Source organism: Actinoplanes missouriensis 431 (assembly GCF_000284295.1).
GTDB lineage: Bacteria > Actinomycetota > Actinomycetes > Mycobacteriales > Micromonosporaceae > Actinoplanes > Actinoplanes missouriensis.
The window spans coordinates 7,533,726-7,559,755 of sequence record NC_017093.1 but is presented as its reverse complement, the minus strand read 5'-3'; the positions used below and the strand labels follow the sequence as shown (position 1 = coordinate 7,559,755).

General features: G+C 71.3%; 25 protein-coding genes. 21 read left to right on the top strand and 4 right to left on the bottom strand.

The features are described from left to right. Positions 1-13 precede the first annotated feature (13 nt). The 5 genes from AMIS_RS34400 to AMIS_RS34380 all read left to right on the top strand — a co-directional run bounded on the left by AMIS_RS34400 (position 14) and on the right by AMIS_RS34380 (position 6,098). Positions 14-1,369 carry an aldehyde dehydrogenase family protein gene (locus AMIS_RS34400; RefSeq protein WP_014447082.1) on the top strand — a complete coding sequence of 452 codons (1,356 nt, stop codon included), beginning with the start codon at positions 14-16 and terminating at the stop codon, positions 1,367-1,369. Between the two features lie 2 nt (positions 1,370-1,371). Further along, positions 1,372-2,136, top strand: coding sequence for a 3-oxoacyl-ACP reductase (locus AMIS_RS34395; protein WP_041830247.1), 765 nt, complete (start codon positions 1,372-1,374; stop codon positions 2,134-2,136). A 171-nt stretch (positions 2,137-2,307) separates the two neighbouring features. After that, the gene (locus AMIS_RS34390) at positions 2,308-3,030 is read left to right on the top strand and encodes a gamma-glutamyl-gamma-aminobutyrate hydrolase family protein (RefSeq protein ID WP_014447080.1); all 723 of its coding nucleotides are present in this window, start codon (positions 2,308-2,310) and stop codon (positions 3,028-3,030) included. Beyond that, complete coding sequence (locus AMIS_RS34385) at positions 3,015-3,749, top strand: gamma-glutamyl-gamma-aminobutyrate hydrolase family protein (protein WP_014447079.1); 735 nt, start codon at positions 3,015-3,017, stop codon at positions 3,747-3,749. The genes AMIS_RS34390 and AMIS_RS34385 overlap by 16 nt, the downstream gene beginning before the upstream one ends. A gap of 69 nt (positions 3,750-3,818) precedes the next feature. Further along, a complete protein-coding gene (locus AMIS_RS34380; RefSeq protein ID WP_014447078.1) occupies positions 3,819-6,098 on the top strand; it encodes an ATP-binding SpoIIE family protein phosphatase in 2,280 nt (759 codons plus the stop codon). On the opposite strand, the gene AMIS_RS34375 is transcribed toward AMIS_RS34380, so the two are convergent. After that, positions 6,067-6,381, bottom strand: a complete 315-nt coding sequence (locus AMIS_RS34375; RefSeq protein WP_014447077.1) for an STAS domain-containing protein — start codon at positions 6,379-6,381, stop codon at positions 6,067-6,069. The two genes, AMIS_RS34380 and AMIS_RS34375, sit on opposite strands and share 32 nt — an antisense overlap. Before the next feature lie 68 nt (positions 6,382-6,449). Here AMIS_RS34375 and map point away from each other — a divergent pair, with 68 nt between their 5' ends. Both map and AMIS_RS34365 read left to right on the top strand, forming a co-directional pair. Next, positions 6,450-7,307 (top strand): type I methionyl aminopeptidase, encoded by an 858-nt coding sequence (gene map / locus AMIS_RS34370; protein ID WP_014447076.1) that lies wholly within the window; start codon positions 6,450-6,452, stop codon positions 7,305-7,307. Next, complete coding sequence (locus AMIS_RS34365) at positions 7,304-7,993, top strand: VIT1/CCC1 transporter family protein (protein WP_014447075.1); 690 nt, start codon at positions 7,304-7,306, stop codon at positions 7,991-7,993. The genes map and AMIS_RS34365 overlap by 4 nt, the downstream gene beginning before the upstream one ends. Positions 7,994-8,118: 125 nt before the next feature. Here the strand turns inward: AMIS_RS34365 and AMIS_RS34360 are convergent, their stop codons facing one another. Genes AMIS_RS34360 through AMIS_RS34350 form a run of 3 tightly spaced genes read right to left on the bottom strand, consistent with a single transcriptional unit; the run spans position 8,119 to position 9,743 of the window. Continuing rightward, the gene (locus AMIS_RS34360; RefSeq protein ID WP_014447074.1) at positions 8,119-8,826 is read right to left on the bottom strand and encodes a hypothetical protein; all 708 of its coding nucleotides are present in this window, start codon (positions 8,824-8,826) and stop codon (positions 8,119-8,121) included. 12 nt (positions 8,827-8,838) lie between these two features. Further along, positions 8,839-9,264, bottom strand: a complete 426-nt coding sequence (locus AMIS_RS34355; RefSeq protein WP_014447073.1) for a ferritin-like domain-containing protein — start codon at positions 9,262-9,264, stop codon at positions 8,839-8,841. A gap of 11 nt (positions 9,265-9,275) precedes the next feature. Continuing rightward, positions 9,276-9,743 carry a hypothetical protein gene (locus AMIS_RS34350; RefSeq protein WP_231859153.1) on the bottom strand — a complete coding sequence of 156 codons (468 nt, stop codon included), beginning with the start codon at positions 9,741-9,743 and terminating at the stop codon, positions 9,276-9,278. Between the two features lie 194 nt (positions 9,744-9,937). On the opposite strand from AMIS_RS34350, the gene rimP reads away from it, so the two are divergent. The 14 genes from rimP (at position 9,938) to AMIS_RS34280 (ending at position 26,003) form a co-directional block, all read left to right on the top strand. Next, positions 9,938-10,564, top strand: coding sequence for a ribosome maturation factor RimP (rimP, locus tag AMIS_RS34345; protein ID WP_041830245.1), 627 nt, complete (start codon positions 9,938-9,940; stop codon positions 10,562-10,564). Further along, positions 10,561-11,580 carry a transcription termination factor NusA gene (gene nusA / locus AMIS_RS34340; RefSeq protein WP_014447070.1) on the top strand — a complete coding sequence of 340 codons (1,020 nt, stop codon included), beginning with the start codon at positions 10,561-10,563 and terminating at the stop codon, positions 11,578-11,580. The genes rimP and nusA overlap by 4 nt, the downstream gene beginning before the upstream one ends. Beyond that, positions 11,558-11,944, top strand: a complete 387-nt coding sequence (locus AMIS_RS42070) for a YlxR family protein (RefSeq protein WP_083888852.1) — start codon at positions 11,558-11,560, stop codon at positions 11,942-11,944. Before nusA ends, AMIS_RS42070 begins: the two co-directional genes overlap by 23 nt. Before the next feature lie 107 nt (positions 11,945-12,051). Next, positions 12,052-15,147, top strand: a complete 3,096-nt coding sequence (gene infB / locus AMIS_RS42065; RefSeq protein ID WP_083888756.1) for a translation initiation factor IF-2 — start codon at positions 12,052-12,054, stop codon at positions 15,145-15,147. A gap of 68 nt (positions 15,148-15,215) precedes the next feature. Then, positions 15,216-16,238 (top strand): TRM11 family SAM-dependent methyltransferase, encoded by a 1,023-nt coding sequence (locus tag AMIS_RS34325; protein WP_041830243.1) that lies wholly within the window; start codon positions 15,216-15,218, stop codon positions 16,236-16,238. 33 nt (positions 16,239-16,271) lie between these two features. Further along, complete coding sequence (locus AMIS_RS34320) at positions 16,272-16,565, top strand: DUF503 domain-containing protein (protein ID WP_014447067.1); 294 nt, start codon at positions 16,272-16,274, stop codon at positions 16,563-16,565. Positions 16,566-16,636: 71 nt separating this feature from the next. Further along, on the top strand, positions 16,637-17,092 hold the full coding sequence (rbfA, locus tag AMIS_RS34315; protein WP_014447066.1) for a 30S ribosome-binding factor RbfA: 456 nt from the start codon (positions 16,637-16,639) through the stop codon (positions 17,090-17,092). Next, positions 17,089-18,090: a DHH family phosphoesterase gene (locus AMIS_RS34310; RefSeq protein WP_014447065.1), complete on the top strand. Its 1,002-nt coding sequence runs from the start codon at positions 17,089-17,091 to the stop codon at positions 18,088-18,090. The genes rbfA and AMIS_RS34310 overlap by 4 nt, the downstream gene beginning before the upstream one ends. A 445-nt stretch (positions 18,091-18,535) precedes the next feature. Next, positions 18,536-19,843: an MATE family efflux transporter gene (locus AMIS_RS34305; RefSeq protein ID WP_014447063.1), complete on the top strand. Its 1,308-nt coding sequence runs from the start codon at positions 18,536-18,538 to the stop codon at positions 19,841-19,843. A 62-nt stretch (positions 19,844-19,905) separates the two neighbouring features. After that, positions 19,906-20,787, top strand: a complete 882-nt coding sequence (truB, locus tag AMIS_RS34300) for a tRNA pseudouridine(55) synthase TruB (RefSeq protein ID WP_014447062.1) — start codon at positions 19,906-19,908, stop codon at positions 20,785-20,787. Between the two features lie 33 nt (positions 20,788-20,820). Next, a complete protein-coding gene (locus AMIS_RS34295) occupies positions 20,821-21,753 on the top strand; it encodes a bifunctional riboflavin kinase/FAD synthetase (RefSeq protein WP_014447061.1) in 933 nt (310 codons plus the stop codon). 114 nt (positions 21,754-21,867) lie between these two features. After that, positions 21,868-22,137, top strand: a complete 270-nt coding sequence (rpsO, locus tag AMIS_RS34290) for a 30S ribosomal protein S15 (protein ID WP_014447060.1) — start codon at positions 21,868-21,870, stop codon at positions 22,135-22,137. Positions 22,138-22,325: 188 nt separating this feature from the next. After that, complete coding sequence (locus AMIS_RS34285) at positions 22,326-24,665, top strand: polyribonucleotide nucleotidyltransferase (protein ID WP_014447059.1); 2,340 nt, start codon at positions 22,326-22,328, stop codon at positions 24,663-24,665. Further along, complete coding sequence (locus tag AMIS_RS34280; protein WP_014447058.1) at positions 24,666-26,003, top strand: M16 family metallopeptidase; 1,338 nt, start codon at positions 24,666-24,668, stop codon at positions 26,001-26,003. Positions 26,004-26,030 lie beyond the last annotated feature (27 nt).

Genomic DNA, 26,030 nt, shown 5'->3' with positions numbered 1-26,030 from the left:
GGATGATCAGCACGTGACAGAGGTGATCAACCCGTCGACCGGGGCGGTGCTCACGACCGTACCGTCGCTGGATGCGGCCGCGACCGACGCGGCGATCGGACGTGCGCAGAAAGCGTTCCCGGCCTGGCGTGACCTCGCGCCCGGTGATCGGGCGCGGCTGCTGCGCCGCTTCGCGGCGGTGGTGGACGAGCACATCGAAGAGCTCGCGCAACTGGAGGTACGCAACGCGGGACACACGATCGGCAACGCGCGCTGGGAGGCGGGCAACGTCCGGGACGTCCTGAACTACTACGCGGGCGCCCCGGAGCGGCTCTCCGGACGGCAGATACCGGTTCCCGGCGGCATCGACGTGACGTTCCACGAGCCGCTCGGCGTGGTCGGGATCATCGTGCCGTGGAACTTCCCGATGCCGATCGCGGGCTGGGGTTTCGCGCCGGCGCTGGCGGCCGGGAACACCGTGGTGCTCAAGCCCGCCGAGCTGACCCCGCTCACCGCGATCCGCCTCGGCGAACTGGCGTGCGAGGCCGGCCTGCCGGAGGACGTCTTCCAGGTGCTGCCGGGCAAGGGCAGCGTGGTGGGCCAGCGGTTCGTCACGCACCCGGCGGTCCGCAAGGTGTGTTTCACCGGGTCGACCGAGGTCGGTAAATCGATCATGGCGGGCTGCGCCGACCAGGTGAAACGCGTGACCCTGGAACTCGGTGGCAAGAGCTCCAACATCGTCTTCGCGGACGCTGACCTGGAGGCGGCGGCGGCGGCGGCGCCCGGCGCGGTCTTCGACAACGCGGGCCAGGACTGTTGTGCCCGGTCGCGGCTCCTGGTCGAGGCGTCGGTCTATGACAGGTTCCTGGCGCTGCTGGAGCCGGCCGTCAAGAAATTCCGGGTATTGGACCCGTCGAGCGACATGTCGGAGATGGGCCCGCTGATCTCTTCCGGTCAGCGGGACGTCGTCGCCTCCTATCTGGACGGCGCCGATGTGGCATTTCGCGGCACCGCCGACTTCACGGACGGCTGGTGGTTCCCGCCGACCGTCCTGCTGGCCGGCTCCGAGCGGGACCGGCACTGGCGCGAGGAGATCTTCGGCCCGGTGCTGAGCGTGCTGCCGTTCCGCGACGAGGCCGAGGCGGTGCGGCTCGCCAACGACACCGAGTACGGCCTGTCCGGCTCGATCTGGACCCGGGACGTCGGCCGCGCGCTGCGGATGTCGCGAGCCGTGGAGACCGGCGCGCTGAGCGTCAACAGCAACTCCTCGGTGCGGTACTGGACGCCGTTCGGCGGGATGAAGCAGTCCGGTCTGGGCCGTGAGCTGGGCCCGGACGCGCTGCTGTCGTTCACCGATGTGAAGAACGTGTTCCTGGCTATGGGAGAGTGACAGTGGAGCGTTTGCAGGACCGGATCGCCGTGATCACCGGCGCCGGCAGCGGTATCGGACTGGCGACGGCCCGGCGGTTCGCCGCCGAGGGCGCCCGCGTCGTCGCGGTCGACATCTCCGAGGAATCCGGCAAATCCGTGGCGGACGAGGTCGGCGGCGAGTTCGTCGCCTGCGACGTCAGCGACGAGCAACAGGTCAAGGCGCTGTTCGACGGGGTGGTGGAGCGCCACGGCCGGGTCGACATCGCGTTCAACAACGCCGGCATCTCGCCGCCCGACGACGACTCGATCCTGGTCACCGGCCTGGACGCGTGGGAGCGCGTCCTCAAGGTCAACACCACGAGCGTCTTCTTCTGCTGCAAGTACGCGATCCCGCACATGCAGCGTCAGGGCAAGGGCTCGATCATCAACACCGCGTCGTTCGTGGCGCTGCTCGGCGCCGCCACCTCGCAGATCGCCTACACCGCCAGTAAGGGCGGCGTGCTCGCGATGACCAGGGAACTCGGTGTCCAGTTCGCCCGCGAGGGCATCCGGATCAACGCGCTCTGCCCCGGCCCGGTCGCCACCCCGCTGCTGATGGACCTGTTCGCGAAGGATCCGGACCGGGCCGCCCGGCGTCTCGTGCACGTCCCGATGGGCCGGTTCGCGGAACCGGAGGAGATCGCGGCCGCCGTCGCGTTCCTGGCGAGTGACGACGCGTCGTTCATGACCGCGAGCCAGTTCGTGGTGGACGGCGGGATCACCGGGGCGTATGTGACTCCGCTGTGATGTTTCGAGACCCGCCACGGTGGGGAAGGACTCCTCAAACGCCCAGTTCAACAAGGTGTGAGGGGTCGAATCCCCGCCCGCACGGGTCGATCCCCGTGTCGGTGGGACAGAGGGGCCCCGTGACGCGGCGCCGGTTCTCCGGCGCCGCGCGCCTGTGATTACGGTGGTGCGATGCGTCCGATCATCGGCATAACGTCCTATGTGGTCCCGGCCACCTGGGGCGTCTGGCAGAACCTTCCCTCCACCCTGGTGCCGCACGACTACGTCGAGGCCGTCACGCTCGCCGGTGGCCGGGCGGTCGTGCTGCCGCCGGACGACCGGGACGCCGGCGTCCTCCGGGCGCTCGACGGGCTGCTGCTGGCCGGCGGGCCGGACGTCGACCCCGCCCTGTACGGCGCCGCGTGCGAGCCGCTCACCGAGGTGCGGGCCGACCGGGACGCCGGTGAGCTGGTGCTGCTGCGCGCCGCGCTCGACGCCGATCTGCCGATCCTCGGCGTCTGCCGGGGGATGCAGCTGCTCACCGTGGCGGCCGGCGGATCGCTGCACCAGCACCTGCCGGATCTGCTCGGCCACGAGCGGCACCGGCCCGGCCCGGGGGTCTACGGCGAGCACGAGGCGGCGTTCGCCCCCGGCAGCCGGATCGCGGACCTGATGGGCGAGGACCGGACGATCCACTGCTTCCATCACCAGGGTGTCGCCGACCCGGGGTCGCTGACCGTCACCGGCTGGGCGGACGACGGTCTGCCCGAGTCGGTGGAACACCCGGACAGGCGATTCGTCCTCGGCGTTCAATGGCATCCGGAATACCGCCGGGACCAGCGCCTGTTCGGCTCATTGGTGGACGCGGCACGAGTCGGGATGAAGGAGAACAGCACCGCATGCGCAGACCGCTGATCGGCCTCACCTCATACGCTCAGCACATCCAGTACCAGCGTAACGAGTTGATGGCCGCGATGCTCCCGATGACCTACGTCAGGGCGGTGCACGCCACCGGCGGCCGGGCCGTGCTGATCACCCCGGACGAGCCCGGCGTCGACGTGCTGGAATCGCTCGACGGCATCGTCTTCACCGGTGGCGGCGACATCGATCCGGTCGCCTGGGAGGCCGACCGGCACCCGGCCACCGAGGTCGACGAGGTCCGGGACGCCTCCGAGCTGATGCTGATGCGCGCAGCGCTCGAGGCCGATCTGCCCGTGCTGGGCGTCTGCCGGGGCATGCAGGTGATGGCGGTCGCCACCGGCGGCTCACTGCACCAGCACCTGCCGGACCTGGTCGGGCACGAGCGGCACCGGGCCGCGGCGGGCACCGACCCGCTCGCCGCCGGCGCCTCCGACTACGGGCGGCACGACGTGGTCGTCGACGAGAGCAGCCGCGCGCATCAGCTCTTCGGCCGCTGCCTGACCGTCAACTCGTTCCACCATCAGGCGGTCGCCGATCCGGGTGAGTTCGTGCCGGTGGGCTGGTGCCCGGACGACCGGGTGGTGGAGATCCTGGAACACCCGGGGCGGACCTTCGCGCTGGGCGTGCAGTGGCACCCGGAGCGCACCTCGGACCTGCGGGCGTTCACCGCGCTCGCCCAGGCCGCATCGGTGGGTGCGATCATTCCGGCATAGATGTCGGGGAGGTCTGTGTTGGGTGGCCTGCGGAGCCGGTTACGTCTCGCCTTCGAGCGAGGCGGTGAGATGGGCGCGCGGATGTCCGCCCTGGACTGGTCCGGCTCCCCGGCCGGGGAGCCGGCGACCTGGCCGGAGGAGCTGGTCGGCGCGGTCGTCACGATGCTCGCCTCCCGGGCCCAGATGATGATCTGCTGGGGGCCGCGGTACGCGACGCTCTACAACGACGCGTACCTGATGACCCTCGGCGACAAGCACCCCGGCAGCCTCGGGCGACCGGCCGCCGAGGTGTGGCCGGAGAGCTGGGACGAGCGACGCCGGCTGCTCGACCGGGTGATCACGAGCGACCGGGCGTTCTACGCGCCCGACCACCCGTTCCTGTCCGAGCGCTACGGGTTCCCGGAGATGACGTACTTCGACGTCTCCTACGACCCGATCCGGGACAGCCGGGGCGAGCCGCGCGGGGTGCTCTGCGTCGTCACCGACACCACCCGGCGGGTGCGCAGGGAGCGGCGCAGCCGTACCCTCGCCGCCCTGGGCAGGCGGCTGACCGCCGCGCCGGACCAGCGCACGCTCGCCGCCGAGGCGGTCGCGACGCTCACCGGCGATGAGGACGACGTGCCGTTCGCCGTGCTGCGGCTGGACGAGCCGGACCCGCACCCGGCGATCCGTGCGGTGATCGAGAGCGGGCTGCCCGGCCGGGTGCCGCTGGCCGAGGTGACCGATCCGCCGCCGTCCGCGGCCGGCGACGCGCTGGTGCTGCCGGTCGCCGGGGGCGCGCTCGTCCTCGGGCGCAGCCGGTTCCTCGCCCTGGACGACGAGTACCGGGACTTCTTCGACGCGGCGGCGGCGCAGATCGCCGGGGCGCTGCGGGACCGGTCCGGCCGAACCCCGGTCGCCGACGACACCGCCGTGCTGCGCGAGCACGTCTCCCGGCTGCGCGGGCTGGTCGACGTGGCGGCGGCGCTGAACGCGGTGCCGACCACCGCCGAGGTGCTCGACGTCGCGGCCCGGCACGTGCTCGCGATGACCTCGGCCGGCCGGGTGGTGGTGACCGCGCCGGACGCGCGGGCCGAACAGGACGGCGGCGCCGCGCCGGCGGCCGAACCCGACGTGGTGCTGCCGCTGCCGGACGCCGCCGGGCCGCCGCTGGGCGAGCTGCGGGTCTGGGACGGCGCCGGCGGACCCGCCGAGCCCGCGGTGCTGATCCAGCTGGCCCGGCTGATCGGGCTGCGGCTGGCGAACGCCCGGCTCTACGAGACCGAGCACCGGATCGCCAGCACGCTGCAGCACAGCCTGCTGCCGCCATCGCTGCCGCGGGTGCCGGGCGCGATCGTGGCGAGCCGGTACGTGCCGGGCAGCAGCGAGGCCCGGGTCGGCGGCGACTGGTACGACGTGATCGCCGCTCCGGACGGCGAGCTGTTCCTGGTCATCGGCGACGTGGTCGGCAAGGGCGTGCAGGCGGCCGCCGGCATGGGCCAGTTGCGCAACGCGCTGCGCGCCTACGTTCTCGAGGGCTTCGACTGCGGCGCGGCGCTGACCCGGCTGAACCGGCTCGTGGACACCCTCGGCCGCCGTCAGTTCGCCACCGTGATCTGTGTGGCGTTCGACCCCCGTACCCGGAGATTGCGGTTCTCCTCGGCCGGACATCCGTCACCGATCGTGGTGGCGGGCGGCGAGCCCGGCGATTTCCTCTACGCCGCCGCGATGGGACCGCCGATCGGCGCCCTGGGCAGCGTGACCTATCCCACCCGGGAACATCAGCTGCCGCCCGGCAGCCGGCTCCTGCTCTACACCGACGGCCTGGTCGAGGACCGGCACCAGGGCATCGACAGCGGGCTGGCGGAACTCACCGTGGACGCGGCCCAGCCCACCGAGCACGTCGAGGACCTGCTCGACCAGCTGCTCGGCAAGGCGTCCCGGCACGACCGCCGGGACGACATCGCACTGATCGCGCTGGAGGCGACCGAACACCGCGAGTTCGTCCTGCGGCTGCCCGCCGCGGCGGACCGGCTCACCGTGCTGCGCCGCCGGCTGGAGGACTTCCTGGCCGCACACGCGGTGCCGGACGACGACGCGTTCGACCTGGTGGTGGCGGTCTCCGAGGCGGCGGCCAACGCGATCGAGCACCCGCTCGACCCGGCCGAGCCGGTGATCGTGGTGGAGGCCTCGCTGACCGGTGACGCGGTGCTGGTGACGATCCGGGACACCGGCCGCTGGCGGCCGGCCACCGAACCCGGTTTCCGCGGGCGCGGGCTGGCGCTGATCGGGGCGCTGACCGAACTCTCCGTGCATCGATCCCCGGAGGGGACCGCGGTCACTCTCCGGCGTCCGCTGCGTCCTGCTTGAGCCACGGCTGGTCGCCCAGCCCGGAGATCTCCAGCACCCGCAGCACCCGGGACGACGGCAGGACCACCAGCGCGTCCTGGTAGTGCTCGGCGATCCGGATCAGGGCGTGGATGGCCGCGGAGTCGAAGAACGTGACGGCACGCAGGTCCACGGTGGCCGCTGCCGTGCCCGGCAACGCGGCGTCGAACATCGCGTCGGCCGTCGCCATGTCGACCTCGCCGGTCACCGTGACGGTGACGTGGTCGCCGTCGACCACCCCGATCACCGAGAAGTCTTGATCCACGGGATCCAGGTTTCCACAGGGGTCCGAGGGCGGCAAGAACGGGGCTGGCAGGCGGATAGGCTGTGTGCATGTCCGTACGTGCCCCTCTCCAGCCGGGGAAGCAGTCGCCGTGGCGATCGGTCCCGGCACAGATCGTCCGCCCTGAGTACGTGGGGAAGAAGAAGCCCCGTGAGTGGCGCGGATCCCATGTGCAGACACCGGAGACGATCGAGAAGATGCGGGTCGCCGGCCGGATCGCGGCGCAGGCCACCCAGCTCGCCGGCGAGCACTGCAAACCCGGCGTCACCACCGACGAGATCGACCGCGTGGTGCACGAGTTCATCCTCGACCACGGGGCGTACCCGTCGACCCTCGGTTACAAGGGTTTCCCGAAATCCTGCTGCACGTCACTCAACGAGGTGATCTGCCACGGCATCCCGGACTCGACGGTGCTCGAGGACGGCGACATCATCAACGTCGATGTCACGGCGTACCTCGACGGCGTGCACGGCGACACCGACGCCACGTTCTGCGTGGGCGAGGTGAGCGACGAGGCCCGGCTGCTCGTGGAGCGCACCGAGGAGGCGATGATGCGCGGCATCCGCGCGGTCGCGCCGGGCCGCCCGATCAACGCGATCGGCCGGGTCATCGAGGCCTACGCCCGCCGCTTCGGGTACGGCGTGGTCCGCGACTTCACCGGTCACGGCATCGGTGAGACGTTCCACTCCGGGCTCTACGTGCCGCACTACGACAACCCGCGGCTGGACACCGTCATGGAGGTCGGCATGACCTTCACCATCGAGCCGATGATCACCCTGGGCACCCATGAGTACGAGATCTGGAAGGACGGCTGGACGGTCGTCACCAAGGACCGCAAGTGGACGGCCCAGTTCGAGCACACCCTTGTCGTGACCGAGGACGGCTACGAGATCCTCACCCTGCCGTGACCCGGCCGGTCGAGCACCATCACGCCGACGTCTCCGGTGGCTGGCTGCGCGCCGCGACGTTCGGCGCGATGGACGGCCTGGTCACCAACATCGCCCTGATCGCCGGCGTAGGCGGTGCCGGCTCGGGCCGGCACACGCTGATCCTCACCGGGGTCGCCGGTCTGGCCGCCGGCGCGATCTCGATGGCGATCGGGGAGTACACGAGCGTCCGGACCCAGAACGAGCAGGTCGCCGCGGAACTGGAGAAGGAACGGCACGAGCTGCGTGTCAACCCGGAGGGTGAGGCCCAGGAGCTGGTCGAGGCCTGGACCGCCCGCGGTCTCCCGGAGCCGCTGGCCCGCCAGGTCGCCGACGTGCTGAAGGACAACCCGGACCAGGCGCTGCGGGTGCACGCCCAGGAGGAGCTGGGCGTGGTGCCGGACGAGCTGCCGAGCCCCTGGACCGCCGCCGCGTCCTCGTTCGTCTGTTTCGCGGTGGGCGCCCTGATCCCGCTGATCACCCTGCTGCTCGGTCACGACTCGCTCGGGGCCGCGCTGACGGTGGGTGGCATCGGGCTGTTCATCACCGGCGCGGTGGTGGCGCGGCTGACGGCCCGGCCCTGGTGGCGCGGCGGTCTCCGGCAGCTGCTGCTGGGCGGCGCCGCGGCCGCCGCGACGTTCCTGATCGGTGTTGCTTTAGGAACCTAAGGGGTACGGGTGTGGCCGTCCCGCGAATCCGACCCGTCCCCGTGAAGCCGCGCGACCCGGTGGGTGGGCACGGCCGTTGCGCGGACTACGGCTACCGGTGCCGGGTCGGGCTCGCGGACGCCCTCTCAGTCGAAGAGCTCGCCCAGCGTGCCGTCGACCGGGCGGCCGCGGGCGGTCAGCTCCTCCGCCTGATATTTCAGGATCGCGTCCAGCTCCTGCATGTCCGCCATCGCCACGCCGGTGCGTTTCACGGCGTCGGCGTCGTTGCGGAAATGGGTGCGGGTCAGCAGGCCGGTGACCATCGCGGCGTGGATGCGCGCATCGGCCATCAGGACCAGCGCGGTGTCCGTGTCGTACCACTGGGTGAGCCGGACCGCGCGGGCGTGCGCGTTGCTGGCGAGCGCCCAGTTGTCCCGGGCCAGGCGGGTGAACTCGACCGGCCGGGCCTCGGAGAGCAGGGTCAGGTGGGCGTCACGCTGGTCGATGAACCACTCGTCCGGGTCGAAGAGCGGCAGCGTGGTGAGGAAACCGTCGGCGAGCAACGGCCAGCGGGCGGTGAGCTGCCGGGCCTGGCCGAGGCCGTCCTCGGCGGTGACCACGGACAGCTCGACCGGGACGCCGTCCACCTTGCGGCGGGCCGGTTTCGGGCCGGTCCGCGGCCGGTAGGTGACGACCACCATGTTCACGTCGCTGGACTCGGCGTCGTCGCCGTGCGCGACCGAGCCGCGGACCCCGATGGCCTGCACCTCGGCGGCCCATCGGTGCTGGATGACGTCACGCAGACGGATCGCGAGCGCCCCGCGGACCGATGTGGTGTCGAGCTCGCCGATCACCCCGCCATTCTGTCAGCTGGGGCGTCCCGGAAAAGCCATGGTGAGGGGGTTGGTGCCGGATTCCTTGCGCCACGTTGTCGCACGAAGTGCCGAGTCGGTCATAGCCGACAGCGCGGCCTTGCGCTGGGCGCTCTGGGTGACCGGCAGCACCGCCCGCCAGGCCTGGGCCACCCCGTCCTCGACGTGGACGGCCAGCTTGAGCGCGCTGCGGCGGTTGGTGACCTCGAACGGGAGCCGGTAACCGGCCGGCGCGGGCGCGGCGCTGGCCTTCAGGCTCTCGAGCTGGCTGACCAGGTAGTCGCGGCGCTGCCGGTGCACCTGCTCGGAGTCCCGGGCGGCCTTCACCTCGCTCTCCTGGGCGAGGTGGACACCGATCAGGCCGTAGGCGTAGATCGCGGCCTCCTCGGCGGCGAGCGCGGCGGTGAGTTGCTCGTTCATGAGGAGTCCCTTCAGCGCAGCGCGCTCGCGTGGGTGGCCCGGCAGGCGGCGATCGAACCGACGAGCGCGGCGCGTTCCGCCGGCGCGGCCAGGCAGGCGGCCACCGCCGTCTCCTGCGCCGCCAGCTCTTGATCGCGCAGCTGGGCGAGGGACTGCGCGGCGGGCCCGGCGGCCGACGGTGCGGCGGCGGCGCCGGACGGGAGGGTCGCGCCGATCAGCCGGGCGAGTTCGGCGGCGTGCGCCCGGTGGTCCTCGGCGAGCGGGGTCAGCCGTTCGCGCAGATCGGCCTGCGCCTGGATCGCCCGGTCGTAGGCTGAGGTCAGAGCCAGCGCCTCGTCCAGGACCGGCTGCAGCGGGTCCGGGGCCGGCGCGGGCTCCGGCTCGTCGTCGAAGAGGCCACAGCCGGCCAGCGTGGTGGCCGCCACGATCGCGCCGGTCGCGGTCAGTATCCGTCGGCGTGTGTGTCCCGAATCGCTCATCCGCACCGGGCCAGTCAACACCATCACCCGAAGGGCGTCCGGCACGGGCCGCTGACCTGCGGATGGGATGGAATCGGTGCGGCGGCGCTCCGCCCGGGACGCGGGCGGGTTACGCTCAGCGTCAGCCGCGGGGCCGAATGCTGCCCGGCGGCATATAGTCGTTCCAGCGCAAAGCTAACGAGAGGTCGAGCCCGATGACGCAGCGTGGTCGCGCCGGGGCCCGGCCCGGTGGGCGCCCCGGCAGTAGCCGTACCCGGCCGGATGCCGAGCCCCGCACCCCTTCGGTCCCCCGCGTCGATCTGACCGCGGCCCGTGCCCGGGTCCGCGAGGTGATCGAGCCGGTGGTCACCGCCGCCGGTTACGACCTGGAGGACGTGAACGTGTCCCGCGCCGGTCGCCGGCACGTGGTGCGCGTGCTGGTGGACACCGACGGCGGGATCAGCCTGGACGACGTGGCCGTCGTGTCCCGGGCGATCTCCGACGCGCTCGACGCGGCGGAGGAGTCCGGCGGCGAGCTGCTCGCCGGGGAGTACCAGCTGGAGGTCGGCTCGCCGGGTGTGGACCGGCCGCTGACCGAGCCCCGCCACTGGCGCCGCAACACCGGCCGCCTGGTCGCGGTGAACGGCCTGATCGGCCGGGTGATCTCGACGGATGACACCGGCGTGACGCTGGACGTGGACTCCGCGACCCGCGAACTTGCCTGGACCGATCTCGGGGCCGGAAAGGTCCAGATCGAGTTCAAGCGGATGGACGAAGCCGAGTTCGACGATACCGATCTCGGCGATGACGACGAGGAAGACGAAGGGGAGGGCGAGGAGTGAACATCGACCTCGCGGCGCTGCGCGCCCTGGAGCGCGAGCGGGAGATCCCGTTCGACACGATTCTGGCGGCCATCGAGACCGCGCTGCTCACCGCGTACCGGCACACCGAGGGCGCGGAGAGCCACGCCCGGGTGGAGATCGACCGCAAGAGCGGCGTGGCCTCCGTGCTGGCTCAGGAGCTGGACCCGGACGGCACGGTGGTGCGTGAGTGGGACGACACTCCGCACGACTTCGGCCGGATCGCCGCGATGACCGCGAAGCAGGTCATCCTGCAGCGCCTCCGGGAGGCGACCGACGAGCAGCACTTCGGTGAGTACGCGGGGCGCGACGGCGACCTGGTCACCGGTGTGGTGCAGGCCGACGCGGCCCGTGCCGAGAAGGGCATCGTGATCGTCGACCTGGGCAAGCTGGAGGCGGTACTGCCGCAGTCCGAGCAGGTGCCCGGCGAAAGCCCGTACCAGCACGGCTCCCGCATCCGCTGCATCGTGGTGCACGTGGCGAAGGGCTTCCGCGGCCCGCAGATCACCCTGTCCCGGTCCCACCCGGCGCTGGTGAAGAAGCTGTTCGCCCTGGAGGTGCCGGAGATCGCCGACGGGACCGTCGAGATCGCCGCGATCGCCCGGGAGGCCGGCCATCGCACCAAGATCGCGGTGCGGTCCACGGTCTCCGGCGTGAACGCCAAGGGCGCGTGCATCGGGCCGATGGGCCAGCGGGTCCGGGCCGTGATGAGCGAGCTGAACGGCGAGAAGATCGACATCATCGACTGGTCGGAGGATCCGGCACAGTTCGTCGGCAACGCGCTCTCGCCGGCCAAGGCGCTGCGGGTCGAGGTGGTCGACGCGGCCACCCGGACGGCCCGGGTGACCGTGCCGGACTTCCAGCTCTCCCTGGCCATCGGCCGGGAAGGACAGAACGCCCGGCTGGCCGCCCGGCTGACCGGATGGCGCATCGACATCCGGCCGGACAACGAGCCTGCCGGAGTCTCGGAGCGTGATGCGGCAGAGGCGGGGAACTGACCGGATACGCGTTCGCCGCGATCGAGGGGTAGACTTGGTACCGGTCGGCCCGACGCGAACCTGCGTCGGCTGTCGTAATCGCGCGCCGGCCGCATCATTGCTGCGGTTCGTCGCGGCTGGATCCGGGGTTGATCTCCGGCTCCTGCCCGATCCGAGCCGCCGACTGTCGGGCCGGGGAGCGCATCTGCATCCCGACCCGGCCTGCTTCGCGCAGGCAGAGCGGCGTCGCGCCTTCGGGCGTGCGCTACGTCTCACCGGTGTTGCTGACACCGAGTTGCTTGCCGAGCACATCCGTTCGGTCTCCGTGCCGCACGGACCCACCGATGACGAGGCGTCAGCGCCTCGTCACGACCCAGCAAGGTAGGACGACTCAGATGAGCACACGATGAAGTCCCTGAAATGACCAGGCTTCTAGTGCACGAGTGAGGTCTGTGCGGGTACTGCTCGCACGACCTCGAAGTGAGGAGTGCAGTGCCAGGCAAGGCCCGCGTTCACGAGCTCGCCAAAGAGCTCGGGGTCGACAGCAAGACCGTTCTCGCCAAGTTGAAGGACATGGGCGAGTTCGTCAAATCCGCGTCCAGCACCGTCGAGGCCCCGGTGGCCCGGCGGCTTCGTGGCGCCTTCGAGAGTGGTGGATCCGCCGCATCGTCGGCACCCTCCGCTCCGGCGCCCAGTCCCTCCGCGTCCAGCGCGCCGGGTGCCACCTCGGCCCCGCGCCCGGGCCCGCCGATGGGCCGGCCTCAGCCGCCCCGTCGTCCCGGCCCGCCGCAGGGTGGTGCGCCCAGCGCCGCCCCGACTTCGCCGGCTCCCTCGCCCGGGCAGTTCGCCCGGCCGAAGCCGGTGCCCGGCCGTCCGGGCCCGACGCCCGGTCCGGTCGCCAAGCCGGCCAGCGCACACGACATCGAGGTGGCGGCCGCTGAGGCCCGCGCCTCGGCGTTGAAGGCCGAGCAGGAGGCCGCCGTCAAGGCGGCGCAGGCTGCTCAGGCCGCGCGCACCGCCCGGGACGCCGAGCGCCGGCAGCCGCCGGCCGACGGCGGACAGCGTGGCTCCGGCCCGCGCCCGGGTCCCGGCATGGTTCCGCCGCGTCCGGGTTCGCCCGCGGCCGGTCGTAACAACCCGGGTGCCCCCGGTGGCGGCCCGCGTCCCGGCCCGGCCGGTGGCGCTCCCCGTCCGCCGGCGCGCGGCCCGGGCAACAACCCGTTCGGTGTCTCCGGCAACGCCGCTGGTCAGCGGCCCTCGCCGGCTTCGATGCCGCGTCCCAACCAGCCGGGCATGCCGCCGCGGCCGAGCCCTGCCTCGATGCCGCCCCGGCCCAGCCCCGCGTCCATGCCGGCGCAGCGTCCGGGTCGTCCCGGTGGCGGTCCCGGTGGTGGCGCTGGTCGTCCCGGTGGTCCCGGCGCGGGCCGTGGTGGCCCCGGCGGTGGCGGTGGCGGTTACCGCGGTGGCGGTGGCGGCGCCGGTGGTGGCTTCCGTCCCGGTGGCGGCGGTGGCGGCGGCGGTGGCTTCCGTCCCGGTGGCGGCGGTGGCGGCGGCGGTGGCTTCCGTCCCGGCGGTCCCGGTGGCGGTGGCGGCGGCCCGGTCGGCGCCGGTGCTCCCGGACGTCCGGGTGGCGGCGGTGGCCGCGGTCGTGGCGGTGGCGCGGCGGGTGCCTTCGGGCGTCCCGGCGGCCGGCCGACCCGTGGCCGCAAGTCGAAGAAGCAGCGTCGTCAAGAGTTCGACAACCTGTCGGCTCCGCAGATGAGCTCGGGCGCGCCCCGCGGTAACGGCCAGGACATCCGGCTCTCCCGCGGCGCGTCGCTCTCCGACTTCGCCGACAAGATCAACGCCAACCCGGGCTCGCTCGTCCAGGAGATGTTCAACCTGGGCGAGATGGTGACCGCTACCCAGTCGGTCTCCGACGACACGCTGCTGCTGCTCGGTGAGCACCTGGGCTTCAACGTCGTGATCGTCAGCCCTGAGGACGAGGACCGTGAGCTGCTCGCGCAGTTCAACATCGACCTCGACGCCGAGGTGGCGGAGGACCGGCTGGTCACCCGGCCGCCGGTGGTGACCGTCATGGGTCACGTCGACCACGGTAAGACGAAGCTCCTCGACGCGATCCGCAAGACCAACGTGGTCGCCGGTGAGGCGGGTGGCATCACCCAGCACATCGGCGCCTACCAGGTCGTGGTCCCGCACCAGGGCGAAGAGCGTGCGATCACCTTCATCGACACCCCGGGTCACGAGGCGTTCACCGCCATGCGTGCCCGTGGCGCCCAGGTGACCGACATCGTCATCCTGGTGGTGGCGGCTGACGACGGCGTGATGCCGCAGACGGTCGAGGCGCTCAACCACGCCAAGGCCGCCGAGGTGCCGATCGTCGTCGCGGTGAACAAGGTCGACAAGCCGGACGCCAACCCGGAGAAGGTCCGCCAGCAGCTCGCCGACTACGGCCTGCTCGCTGAGGACTACCAGGGCGACACGATGTTCGTGAACGTGGCGGCCAAGCCCGGCATCGGCATCGACGACCTCCTCGAGGCCGTCCTGCTGACCGCCGACGCGGCGCTCGAGCTGACCGCCCCGATCGACGGCCCCGCCCAGGGTGTCGCGGTCGAGGCCCACCTGGACAAGGGCCGCGGCGCCGTCGCGACCGTCCTGGTGCAGAAGGGCACGCTGCGTGCCGGCGACTCGATCGTGGCGGGTGGCGCGCACGGCCGCGTCCGCGCCATGCTCGACGAGAACGGCAAGCAGGTCACCGAGGCGGGTCCGGCCCGTCCGGTCCTGGTGCTCGGTCTCACCTCGGTGCCGAGCGCGGGTGACACGTTCCTCGCCGCCGAGGACGACCGCACCGTGCGGCAGATCGCCGAGCAGCGGCAGGCTCGCCGCCGTGCGGCGACCTTCGCGAACTCGACGCGTCCGAAGTCGATCGACGAGATGATGCGCGACATCAAGGAAGGCGAGCGGGCCACTCTCACGCTCGTCATCAAGGGTGACGGCTCGGGTTCGGTCGAGGCTCTCGAGGACGCGCTGTTCAAGATCGAGATCCCCGAAGAGGTGCAGCTCAAGGTCATCCACCGCGGCGTCGGTGCGATCACCGAGAGCGACGTCAACCTGGCGTCGGCCTCGTCGGACCAGGTCGCCACGATCATCGGCTTCAATGTCCGGGCCTCCAACAAGGTCAAGGAGATGGCCGACCGCGCCGGCGTGGAGATCCGCTACTACAGCGTGATCTACCAGGCCATCGAGGAGATCGAGGCGGAGCTCAAGGGTCTGCTCAAGCCGGAGTACGAAGAGGTCGAGCAGGGCACGGCGGAGATCCGCGAGGTCTTCCGCTCGTCCAAGATCGGTCTCATCGCCGGTTGTATCGTCCGGTCCGGCCTGATCAAGCGGAACGCCAAGGCCCGGATCATCCGCGAGGGCACGGTCGTGGCGGACAACGTCACGATCAGCTCGCTGAAGCGGTTCAAGGACGACGCCACCGAGGTCCGTGAGGGCTTCGAGTGTGGTCTGACTCTCCAGGGCTACGGTTCGCCGCAGATCGGCGACGTGATCGAGACCTTCGAGATGCGCGAGAAGCCGCGGGCGTAACGCTCACGGATCAGTGAAACGGCCCCCGGTGCTCAGGCACCGGGGGCCGTCGCTGCAAAATGGCAGCCATGTCCCGGTATGCCTTGCTGCTCGCTCCGTCCGCCAACCGCGTCTACGCGGATCAGGCCTCTCGCATGTCCCTCGCGGAGCTGGCCGCCTTCGGCCCGGTGCTCTCCTCGTCCCTCGACGAGATCGACGTCGCGGTGATCGGAGGCGTGGAGTATCTGACCTTCACCGCCGACCTCACCGTCACCGACGTTTCCTACATCTCTAATCTGTCGTCGGCGTACGCGCTCTTCGAGCAGGTCGACGACCTGCTGCGCCCGCTCACGCTCACGCCGCTGGCCCGGTACGACAGTGACCTGATCACCATTCCGAAGTACGCCGGCAAGACCAACGAGCAGTTCACCAAGCTCGTCCTGAACCTCACGCTGCTGGCCTCCGCCTCCGCCACCCGGATGCTCGACGGCGGGCTGACCGTCCTGGACCCGCTCTGCGGGCGCGGCACCACACTCAACCAGGCCCTCATGTACGGGTACGACGGTCTCGGCGTGGAGATCGACGGGAAGGACGTGGAGGCGTACAAGCTGTTCCTGCAGACCTGGCTCAAGCGCAAGCGCCTCAAACACTCCGCCGAGCTGGTCCCGATGCGCCGCCAGGGACGCCGGGCGGCCCGCCGGCTCGAGGTGACGATGGCGCCGAGCAAGGACGACCACAAGTCCGGCGCGGTGCAGAAGGTGACCGTGCTGAACGCGGACACCACCCAGCTCGACGGCCTGATCCGCAGCAACGTCGCGGACGTGCTGGTGGCCGACCTGCCGTACGGCGTGGCGCACGGCAGCTACGACGACGGCGGCGGCATCTCCCGGCGGCCCCTGGACCTGCTGGAGCGGGCGGTGCCGCACTGGCTGCCGCTGCTGCGGCCGGGCGGCGCGATCGGCCTCTCCTGGAACACCAAGGTCGCCAAGCGGGAGCTCGCCGAGGACATCCTCCTGGCGAACGGCCTGGAGATCGTCGAGCACCTGCCGCTGGAGCACCGGGTGGACCAGGGGATCGACCGGGACGTCCTGGTGGCCCGGAAAACCGGCTGACCGGCGCAGATCACCGGCGTACCCTGCTCGCTGATGTATACCGAGACCGCAGTCTTCGACCTGCTCCTGCCCGGTGACTCGCGTTCGCTGAAGCAGAAGCGCTCCTACGTCCGCCCGATCATCGCGATGCTGAAGAAGTACGAGGTGAGCGTCGCCGAGGTCGGTTTCCACGACCTGCACGGCCGGGCCCAGATCGGGGTCGCCGCGGTGGCGGCCGAACCCTCACAGGCCCGTGCCGTGGTCGACACCTGTGAGCATCAGGTGGCCGGCCGCCCCGAGGTCGAGTTGCTCTCAGTGAAGCGACGCTTGTACGGCGAGGACGACTGACGTAGGTAGGCTTCAGCAGTTAGGGCGGGGGCGATTCTGACCCGCGGGAACCATTGTCGGAGGTGGGCGAGATGTCGGATCCGGCCAAGACACGGCGGCACGCGGAGCGTGTCCGTGAACTGGTGGCTTCGCTGGTGCGGGAGATCAAGGATCCCCGGCTCGGCATGGTGACGATCACGGATGCCCGGCTCACCGGAGACCTTCGCGAGGCGACGGTCTACTACACGGTGCTCGGCGACGTGACCGAGCAGGCCTCGACCGCGGCGGCGCTGGAGAGCGCGAAAGGCATGCTGCGCAGCCGGGTCGGTCACGCGCTGGGCCTGCGGCACTCGCCGAGCCTGGCGTTCGTCCTGGACAACGTCCTGGACAACGTGAAGGAGATCGACGATCTGCTGGAGCAGGCGCGGCATCGGGACCAGGAGGTCCAGCGGCTGGCCGCCGGGAAGAAGTACGCCGGCGACGCCGACCCGTACAAGAGCGACGACGACGAGTCCGAGCCGGTGGGCGCCGGCGAGGATCAGGGGTGAGTCCGTCCGCCGAGCAGTGGGCCGCCGCGGTTGCGGCGGTCCGCTCGGCCGGTCCGGACGACGAGGTCCTGCTGATCTGTCACGTGAACCCGGACGGGGACGCGCTGGGCAGCATGCTGGGCTTCGCTCTCGGGCTGCGGCGGCTCGGGCTGACCCGGATCCGGGCGACGTTTCCGGGTGACTTCACGGTGCCCGAGCCGTACGCGGGGCTGCCGGGTCTTGATCTTCTGGTGCCGGAGGCGGACGCCTGGCCGGACCCGGACCTGGTTCTGATCTTCGACGTGGCGAGCGAGTCGCGCCTGGGCGGGCTGGCCGACCGGCTGGCCGCGCCGCGCAGCGTGGTGCTGGACCACCATGCGTCGAACACCGGTTTCGGCGAGGTGCGCCTGGTCGATCCGCGGGCCGCGGCCACCTCGGTGGTCGCCGAGCAACTGCTGGAGCGGCTCGGCGTGCCGCTGGACGCGGAGATCGCGGAGTGCCTCTACGTGGCGCTGGCGACCGACACCGGCTCGTTCAAGTTCGACATGACCACCGTCGCGGTGCACGAGCTGGCGGCCCGGCTGATCGCCACCGGGATCCGGCCGGGGGAGATCTCCCGCCGGATCTTCGACAGCCGTCCGTTCGGGGCGATGAAGCTGACCGGTGAGGTGCTGGGCCGGGCGATCCTGGACCCCGCGGCGGCCGGTGGGCGCGGCATGGTGTGGACCTACGCCACGCTCAGCGACCTGGAGCGGTTCGCCCAGCCGCCCTACGTGCTGGACACGCTGATCGACCCGGTCCGCTCGGTGGCCGAGGCGGACGTGTCGGTGGTGGTGAAGGAGATCGGCGCACGGGAGTGGGCGGTGTCGCTCCGGAGCAAGGGCGCCGTCGACGTGAGCGGCGTGGCGGTCTCCCAGGGTGGTGGCGGTCACCGTCTCGCGGCCGGTTTCACCGGTTACGGGGAGGTGCGTGACGTGGTGGACGCGGTGCGTCGCCGACTGGACGATTTCCTGAACTGACGTTTGTTTGCGCAGTTGACTGGGGCTCACCCGAACGGGTCGGGCCCCTTCGTCGTTGTCCCGGATGGCGGGATCCGCCCAACGGCCGGCCGAGTGAACGTTAGTTTGGGACCTGAACGGTGATTTGGTTTCACGCGGCCGCCACCACCGCCTCTCCGTGAGACCTCGAGCCACCCGGGTCCACCGGCCCGGGCCGGTGTCACCTCCGCCAGTGTCCGGCGATCCCGGACCGGCCTTCTGTGACGCCCCGCTCGACCGATTCCGGGCGCCCGCTCCGCGCGGCGCGCCCACACCCACCGTGGAAGGATTTCCTCTCATGGCTGCCAAGCCCAAGCCACAGCCCAAGCCGGCCGACGACGCCCGCGAGCAGGCGCGCCGCGCCCTGCAGGCCTCGCTGGACACGCGCCAGTAAGACATCTGCGGCGGGCGGGCATCATGGACCACCATGAGCCCGCCCTCCACCGCGACACCCCGGCGGATCGCCGCCCTGGCCCTGCCCGCACTGGTGGTGCTCGCCGCCGAGCCGCTCTACGTGCTCGTCGACACCGCCGTCGTGGGCCACCTCGGCTCGGTCGAGCTCGCCGCGATCGCGGTCGGCGGGACCGTGATGTCGGTCGCCGCCTGGTTCGGCACCCTGATGGCGTACGGGACGACCGGCCGTGCCGCCCGCCGGTTCGGCGCCGGTGACCGACCGGCCGCCGTCGCCGAGGGAGTGCAGGCGTCCTGGCTGGCGCTCGGCGTCGGTCTGCTGCTCGCGCTGCTCGGCCTGATCGGGGCCGGTCCGGTCGCGCACCTGCTGGCCGGTGACGAGCAGATCGCCGACGCCGCCGCCGGCTGGATGCGGATCGCCGCGTTCGGCGCGCCGGGCCTGCTGCTGGCCGCGGCCGGCAACGGCTGGATGCGCGGGGTGCAGGACACCCGCCGGCCGCTCGGCATCGTGCTGGGCGCCAACGTGCTCTCCGCCGTGCTCTGCCCGATCCTGGTCTATCCGCTGGGGCTCGGGCTGACCGGCTCGGCGATCGCCAACGTCACCGCGCAGACCGTCGGCGGCCTGCTCTTCCTGTTCGCGCTGGTCCGGGAGACCCGCGCGCTGCGGCCGATCCCGTCGATCATCGTGCGTCAGGTGGTCCTCGGCCGTGACCTGCTGATCCGTGGTGCGGCGTTCCAGGCGTGCTTCCTGTCGGCCACCGCCGTGGCGTCCCGGTTCGGGGTCGCCGCGGTCGGGGCCCACCAGATCGGCCTGCAGCTCTGGTTCTTCGCCGCGCTGGCCCTGGACGCGGTCGCGATCGCCGCGCAGTCCCTGGTGGGGGCGGCGCTCGGCGCGGGTGACGCGGACCAGGCCCGGGACGTGGCCCGCCGGGTGACCGTGGCCGGCGGCGTCGCGGCGGTGGTCCTGGCCGCCCTCGCGGCGGCCGGGGCGCGGGTGATCCCGGGCTTCTTCACGCCGGATCCGGCGGTCCACGATCAGGCGATGATCCTCTGGCCGTGGTTCGTGGGGCTGCTGCCGTTCGCGGGGGTGGTCTATGCGCTGGACGGGGTGTTCATCGGAGCCGGTGACGTGGCCTTCCTGCGTAACGTGACGATCTTGTCAGCGGTTCTCGGTTTCCTGCCCGCCATCTGGCTCGCCTATGCGTTCGACCTTGGCCTCGGCGGGGTGTGGGCCGGACTGGGGTTGTTCACCTTCGGACGGTTCGTGCCGCTCGTCTGGCGCTGGCGATCGCCGCGATGGGTGGTCCTCGGAGCCGCCCGGTAGCGTCCGGCCGGGGAGGGAGGCGGGCTGCGCCCGGCTCCCGAACCGGACGCTAGGGTTTTGCGGTGAACACGGACGGACTGATCGTGGTGGACAAGCCGGCCGGGATGACGTCGCACGACGTCGTCGCCCGGATCCGGCGGCTGGCGAAGACCCGGCGGGTGGGGCACGGCGGGACGCTGGACCCGATGGCGACCGGCGTGCTGATCATCGGGGTGAACCGGGCGACCCGGCTGCTCACCTATGTGATCGGCGCGTCGAAGAGCTACGCCGGGACGATCCGCCTCGGGCAGTCCACGATCACCGACGACGCCGAGGGCGAGATCACCGCGCAGACCCCCGCCGGACATATCGACGATGATGCGATAAACGAGTCGCTGAGAACGCAGCTCGGCGAGATCGATCAGGTCCCCAGCGCGGTCAGCGCCATCAAGATCAAGGGAGTCCGGTCCTACAAGCGGGTCCGCGACGGCGAGGAGGTCTCGCTGCCGGCCCGGCGGATCACCATCTCCCGGCTGGAGGTCCTGGACATCCGCCGCAGCGGCGACGTGATCGATGTGGACATCGACGTCACCTGCTCGTCCGGGACGTACATCCGGGCCATCGCCCGCGACCTCGGCGCCGCGCTCGGTGTCGGCGGCCACCTGACCGCGCTGCGCCGGACCGCCGTCGGCGAGATGACCCTGGACGCCGCGGCCACCCTGGAGCAGCTCGAGGAGCGTGCCCCGGACGTGGTGTCGCTGCCGATGGCGGAGGCGGCCCGGCGGGCGTTCCCGCAGCGTGTCGCGACCGCCGAGGAGACGAAGGTGCTGCGGCACGGTGGTCCGCTGGCCGCCGCCGGCATCGAGGGCCCCTACGCGGTGTTCGACCCGGACGGCATGCTCCTCGCGATCGTCAGCGAGCGTGGCGGCAAGGCCAAGGCGGAGATCGTCCTCGCCCCGGCGTGAGTCGATACTGTGTCACCGGAAGGGAGTTCTTCGATGCAGCGTTGGCGGGGCTATGAGTCGGTGCCTGGTGGGTGGGGGCGGTCGGTCGTGACGATCGGCGTCTTCGACGGCGTGCACCGCGGGCACCAGGCGATCATCGGGCACGCGGTGAAGCGGGCGCACGACCTCGACCTGCAGTCGGTGGTGATGACCTTCGACCCGCACCCGGCCGAGGTGGTCCGCCCCGGCTCGCACCCGGCGGTGCTGACCGAGCCGGTCCGCAAGGCCGAGCTGATCGAGGAGCTCGGTGTGGACGCGCTCTGCGTGGTGCCGTTCACCCCGGCCTTCTCCCACAAGGAGCCGAACGAGTTCGTCCACGACGTGCTTGTCGAGGCGCTGCACGCGGCGGTCGTCGTGGTGGGGGACAACTTCCGGTTCGGTCACCGGGCGGCCGGCGACGTGACGATGCTGGAGACGCTCGGCCGCACGTTCGGATTCACCGTGGAGGACGCGCCGCTGGTCGCCGAGGACGGGCTGGTCTTCTCCTCGACCTACATCCGCAGCTGCGTGGACGCCGGTGACGTCCGGGCGGCGGCGGCCGCGCTGGGCCGGCCGCACCGGCTCTCCGGCGTGGTGGTCCGCGGTGACGCGCGCGGCCGGGAGCTGGGCTACCCCACCGCGAACCTGATGGTCCATCGGTACGCCGCGGTGCCCGCCGACGGCATCTACGCCGCCTGGCTCACCCGCACCGGGGAGAATGCCGGGCGGTGGCCCGCGAGCGTGTCGATCGGGACCAATCCCACGTTCTCCGGCACCGAGCGGCGCGTCGAGGCGTACGTGCTGGATTTCTCCGGTGACCTGTATGGTGAGCGGGTCAGCCTAGATTTCGTCGCGCACCTCCGTGAGCAGCGCAGATACGACGGCATCGAGCCGTTGATCGCGCAGATCCAGACGGACGTCGAACAGACCCGGGTAATGCTCGCGTGACCTGCTGGTAGGGTGGAATGGTCGTTGGAATATCCGACACCGGTCCCGCCTGCCTGCCCGACGCCGCGGGTCGCGGGGTAACCGTGCAATCGGCAACACAGAAGTCCGGAGAATATGGCGCTCGATCAAGAGACCAAGAACAAGATCATCGGTGAGTACGCGACCAAGGACGGCGACACCGGTTCGCCCGAGGTTCAGGTCGCGATGCTGACCAAGCGGATCGCCGACCTGACCGAGCACCTCAAGGTGCACAAGCACGACCACCACAGCCGGCGTGGCCTGCTGCTGCTGGTCGGTCAGCGTCGCCGCCTGCTGAACTACGTGCAGAAGAAGGACATCGCGCGTTACCGGACGCTCATCGAGCGTCTCGGCCTGCGCCGATAGCGTGACCTTGGGGGCGGCCGCTGGTCGCCCCCAAGGATTTCCACCCCACGGACCCGCGCGGCCTAACCGCCCAGCACCGGTCCTCGGTAGTGGTTCCCAGGCCCTCGTCCTGGGCACTTCGATCGAAGACCGGCCTTCTGAACCGCGCTGTTGACCGCCGGGTCCTCGACGAAGGAGTACCGCACTTCATGACAGAGCAGAACACCGCTCTCGGCACCGAATCCCGCACCGCCGTCATCGACAACGGATCGTTCGGCACCCGCGAGATTGTCTTCTCCACCGGCCGCCTCGCCAAGCAGGCCGCTGGTTCGGTGATCGTCCAGCTGGGCGACACCACCGTCCTCTCCGCCACGACCGCGAGCAAGCAGCCGAAGGAGCACTTCGACTTCTTCCCGCTGACCGTGGACGTCGAGGAGCGGATGTACGCGGCAGGCCGGATCCCCGGCTCGTTCTTCCGCCGGGAGGGTCGTCCCAGCGAGGACGCCATCCTCACCTGCCGCCTGATCGACCGGCCGCTGCGCCCGTCGTTCACGAAGGGCCTGCGCAACGAGGTCCAGGTCGTCGAGACCATCCTCGCGCTCGACCCCTCCCACCCGTACGACGTGGTCGCCATGAACGGCGCCTCGCTGTCGACGAAGCTGTCCGGCCTGCCGTTCAGCGGCCCGATCGGCTCGACCCGGGTCGCGCACATCGACGGCCAGTGGGTCGCCTTCCCGACCATCGAGGAGCTGGAGCGCGCCACCTTCGACATGGTGGTCGCCGGCCGGGTCGTCGGTGACGGCGATGTCGCGATCATGATGGTCGAGGCCGAGGCCACGCCGAACGCGGTCAAGCTGATCGCCGGTGGCGCGACCGCGCCGACCGAGGAGATCGTGGCGAGCGGCCTCGAGGCCGCCAAGCCCGCCATCCGCGAGCTGTGCCGCGCGCAGTCCGAGCTGGCCGAGATCGCCTCGAAGCCGGCCGTCGAGTTCCCGGTCTTCCTGGACTACCAGGACGACGTCTTCGCCGCCGTCGGCGAGGCCGTCCGGGCCGAGGTCACCGAGGCTCTGAAGATCGCCGGCAAGCAGGAGCGCGAGGAGTCCCTCGACCTGGTCAAGGCGAAGGCGCACGAGCTGCTCGACGAGCGCTTCGAGGGCCGGGAGAAGGAGATCAGCGCGGCCTTCCGCTCGATCACCAAGTCCGAGGTCCGGCAGCGCGTGCTGCGCGACCAGGTCCGCATCGACGGGCGTGGCCCGCGTGACATCCGCCCGCTGACCGCGCAGGTCGGCGTGCTGCCGCGGGTCCACGGCTCGGCGCTGTTCGAGCGCGGCGAGACCCAGATCCTGGGTGTCACCACGCTGAACATGCTGCGCATGGAGCAGGCGCTGGACACTCTCGCCCCCGAGAAGACCAAGCGCTACATGCACAACTACAACTTCCCGCCGTACTCGACCGGTGAGACCGGCCGGGTGGGCTCGCCGAAGCGCCGCGAGATCGGCCACGGCGCGCTGGCCGAGCGGGCGCTGGTCCCGGTCCTGCCGTCGCGTGAGGAGTTCCCCTACGCGATCCGCCAGGTCTCCGAGGCCCTCGGCTCGAACGGCTCGACCTCGATGGGCTCGGTCTGCGCCTCGACGCTGGCCCTGCTCTCCGCGGGTGTCCCGCTGAAGGCGCCGGTCGCCGGCATCGCGATGGGCCTGATCTCGGACGAGGTCGACGGCAAGACGCAGTACGTCGCGCTCACCGACATCCTCGGCGCCGAGGACGCGTTCGGCGACATGGACTTCAAGGTCGCCGGCACGGCTGAGTTCGTCACCGCGCTGCAGCTCGACACCAAGCTCGACGGCATCCCGTCGGACGTGCTGGCCGGTGCCCTGCAGCAGGCGCACGAGGCCCGCGCGACGATCCTCGGCGTGATGACCGCCGCCATCGAGGCCCCGGCCGAGATGAGCGAGTACGCGCCGCGCGTCACCAGCGTGAAGATCCCGGTCGACAAGATCGGTATGGTGATCGGCCCGAAGGGTCAGACCATCAACGCGATCCAGGACGAGACCGGCGCCGACATCTCGATCGAGGACGACGGCACGATCTACGTCGGCGCGACGAACGGCCCGGCCGCCGAGGCCGCGGTCGAGCGGATCAACGCGATCGCCAACCCGACGCTGCCGAAGGTCGGCGACAAGTTCCTCGGCACCGTGGTGAAGACGGCCGCGTTCGGCGCGTTCGTCTCGCTGCTGCCGGGCCGCGACGGCCTGCTGCACATCTCCAAGGTGGGCGACGGCAAGCGGGTCGAGAAGGTCGAGGACTTCCTCAACGTCGGCGACAAGGTCGAGGTCTCGATCGCGGACATCGACGCGCGCGGCAAGATCTACCTGGACAAGGTCCGCCCGGAGGGCGAGGAGGCGCCGGCCGCTCCGGCCGCTGCCGCCGACTCCGAGGGTGGCCGTCCGGAGCGCGCGCCGCGCGAGGACCGTGGCCCGCGTGAGGGTGGTGGCGAGCCCCGCCGCCGCCGGTCGCGCCCGTCGGGTGACCGTGGCGAGCGCCGCGACTAAGTGACAGCGAACAGCAACCGCGGGCCGGCCGAAAGGCCGGCCCGCGTTGTCCCCCGGACCACCACTCTCCAGGACGGCATCAGAAAGACCATCCTGCCGAGTGGCCTGCGCATTCTCACCGAGGCCATCCCCACCACCCGCAGCGCCTCGCTGGGGATCTGGGTAGGCATCGGTTCCCGGGACGAGACGCCAGCGCTGCACGGCGCCTCGCACTTCCTGGAGCACCTGCTCTTCAAGGGGACCCACAAGCGCACCGCGCTGGAGATCTCCGCGGAGATCGAGGCGGTGGGCGGCGAGACGAACGCCTTCACCACGAAGGAGTACACCTGCTACTACGCGCGGGTGCTCGACGCCGACCTCCCGCTCGCGGTGGACGTGCTGGTGGACGCGGTCGCCGACTCGCTGCTGGAGCCGGCCGACGTGGAGACCGAGCGCGGGGTGATCCTCGAAGAGATCGCCATGCACGAGGACGAGCCCGGCGACGAGGTGCACGACGTCTTCGCCGAGGCGATCTTCGGCAACCACCCGCTCGGCCGGCTGATCTCCGGAACGCCGGAGTCGATCACGCCGATGACCCGGGACCAGATCAACCGGTTCTACCGCAAGCGCTACACGGCCCCCGAGGTCGTGATCGCGGCGGCCGGCAACCTGGACCATGCCACGGTGGTGAAGCTGGTCCGCAAGGCTCTCGCCGGCACCCCGCTGGACACCGGCGCGGCCGAGCCCGCGGCGACCCGTCCCTCGGATCGTAGGGTCCGCGTCGCCCGCGGCAAAAAAGTGATCGTGCACCGCGACACCGAGCAGGCGCACATCGTCCTGGGCGGCCCCGGACTGGGCCGGCACGACGAGCGCCGGTTCGCGCTGGGTGTGCTCAACAACGTGCTCGGCGGCGGCATGTCCAGCCGGCTCTTCCAGGAGATCCGGGAGAAGCGAGGGCTGGCCTACTCGGTCTACTCGTACGCCAGCCAGCACGCCGACGCCGGCCTGGTCGGTGTCTACGCGGGCTGCGCGCCGGCGAAGGCCGGTGAGGTGCTCGACCTCGTCCGGACGGAGCTGGACCGGGTCGCCGAGCAGGGCATCACCGCCGAGGAACTGGCCCGCGGCAAGGGCATGGTGAAGGGCTCGTACGTGCTGGGCCTGGAGGACACCGGCTCCCGGATGAGCCGCCTCGCCAAGTCGGAGCTGCTCCACGGCGACATGATGGGCGTCGACGAGCTGCTCGCCCGGGTGGACGCGGTCACCGTGGCCGAGGTCAACAAGGTCGCCGCCGAACTCTTCTCCGGCGAGCGTTCGCTGGCCGTGGTGGGGCCGTTCGGCGAGGACGACTTTCCGGCCTAGTTACCCTTGGACCCCGTGACGACCCTC

Bases quoted from the DNA above. Each gene is read 5' to 3' on its own strand.
- AMIS_RS34385 (WP_014447079.1), top strand. From the start codon at position 3,015: ATGCGCAGACCGCTGATCGGCCTCACCTCATACGCTCAGCACATCCAG.
- AMIS_RS34380 (WP_014447078.1), top strand. From the start codon at position 3,819: ATGGGCGCGCGGATGTCCGCCCTGGACTGGTCCGGCTCCCCGGCCGGG.
- AMIS_RS34320 (WP_014447067.1), top strand. From the start codon at position 16,272: ATGTATACCGAGACCGCAGTCTTCGACCTGCTCCTGCCCGGTGACTCG.
- AMIS_RS34355 (WP_014447073.1), bottom strand. From the start codon at position 9,264: ATGAACGAGCAACTCACCGCCGCGCTCGCCGCCGAGGAGGCCGCGATC.
- AMIS_RS34285 (WP_014447059.1), top strand. From the start codon at position 22,326: ATGACAGAGCAGAACACCGCTCTCGGCACCGAATCCCGCACCGCCGTC.
- rimP (WP_041830245.1), top strand. From the start codon at position 9,938: ATGACGCAGCGTGGTCGCGCCGGGGCCCGGCCCGGTGGGCGCCCCGGC.
- AMIS_RS34350 (WP_231859153.1), bottom strand. From the start codon at position 9,743: ATGAGCGATTCGGGACACACACGCCGACGGATACTGACCGCGACCGGC.
- AMIS_RS34325 (WP_041830243.1), top strand. From the start codon at position 15,216: ATGTCCCGGTATGCCTTGCTGCTCGCTCCGTCCGCCAACCGCGTCTAC.
- rpsO (WP_014447060.1), top strand. From the start codon at position 21,868: ATGGCGCTCGATCAAGAGACCAAGAACAAGATCATCGGTGAGTACGCG.
- AMIS_RS34295 (WP_014447061.1), top strand. From the start codon at position 20,821: ATGCAGCGTTGGCGGGGCTATGAGTCGGTGCCTGGTGGGTGGGGGCGG.
- AMIS_RS42070 (WP_083888852.1), top strand. From the start codon at position 11,558: ATGCGGCAGAGGCGGGGAACTGACCGGATACGCGTTCGCCGCGATCGA.
- AMIS_RS34390 (WP_014447080.1), top strand. From the start codon at position 2,308: ATGCGTCCGATCATCGGCATAACGTCCTATGTGGTCCCGGCCACCTGG.
- map (WP_014447076.1), top strand. From the start codon at position 6,450: ATGTCCGTACGTGCCCCTCTCCAGCCGGGGAAGCAGTCGCCGTGGCGA.
- AMIS_RS34305 (WP_014447063.1), top strand. From the start codon at position 18,536: ATGAGCCCGCCCTCCACCGCGACACCCCGGCGGATCGCCGCCCTGGCC.
- rbfA (WP_014447066.1), top strand. From the start codon at position 16,637: ATGTCGGATCCGGCCAAGACACGGCGGCACGCGGAGCGTGTCCGTGAA.